Source organism: Vibrio olivae (assembly GCF_042428525.1).
Taxonomy (GTDB): domain Bacteria; phylum Pseudomonadota; class Gammaproteobacteria; order Enterobacterales; family Vibrionaceae; genus Vibrio; species Vibrio olivae.
In genome coordinates, this window is record NZ_JBHMEP010000070.1 from 1 (window position 1) to 673 (window position 673).

The 673-nt window shown below is 42.1% G+C and carries 1 protein-coding gene; it reads left to right on the forward strand.

Annotated elements, in window-relative coordinates; all coding sequences use genetic code 11:
* A partial coding sequence (pstC, locus tag ACFFUV_RS23525) for a phosphate ABC transporter permease subunit PstC (RefSeq protein ID WP_390198386.1) occupies positions 1–596 on the forward strand: 596 nt, incomplete at its 5' end.
* Positions 597–673 lie beyond the last annotated feature (77 nt).

Here is a 673-nt window from a genome sequence, read left to right on the forward strand (position 1 = left end):
TATTCATGACGGAGATTTCTCCTAAAAACGGAACGAAGATCTTGCAACCGGTCATCGAACTACTTGTAGGTATTCCATCTGTCGTTTACGGATTTATCGGTCTATCTGTTATCGTTCCTTTTGTTAGAAGTATCTTTGGCGGGACAGGGTTCGGTATCTTAGCTGGTACATTTGTGTTATTCGTTATGATCTTACCGACTGTCACAACGATGACTGTGGATGCATTAAAGGCAGTGCCACGGCACTATCGGGAAGCTTCATTAGCGCTAGGTGCCACAAGATGGCAAACAATCTACAAAGTGGTGCTGCGAGCAGCAGTGCCCGGGATTTTAACAGCAGTCGTTTTTGGTATGGCTCGTGCGTTTGGCGAAGCCTTAGCTATCCAAATGGTTATTGGTAATGCGGCATTAATGCCAACAGGACTTACTACTCCTGCTTCTACATTGACGTCCATCTTAACAATGGGAATCGGAAATACAATCATGGGAACAGTTGAAAATAATGTGTTATGGTCATTAGCGCTGATCTTGCTATTGATGTCATTATTCTTTAATATCGTGATCCGTATGATTGGGAAGAAAGGAGAGCTGAAATAATGAACGCAAAACGCTCAGATAAAATTGCTACAGGTGTTTTATATATAGTTTCGGGGATCATCGTATTGATTTTAGCA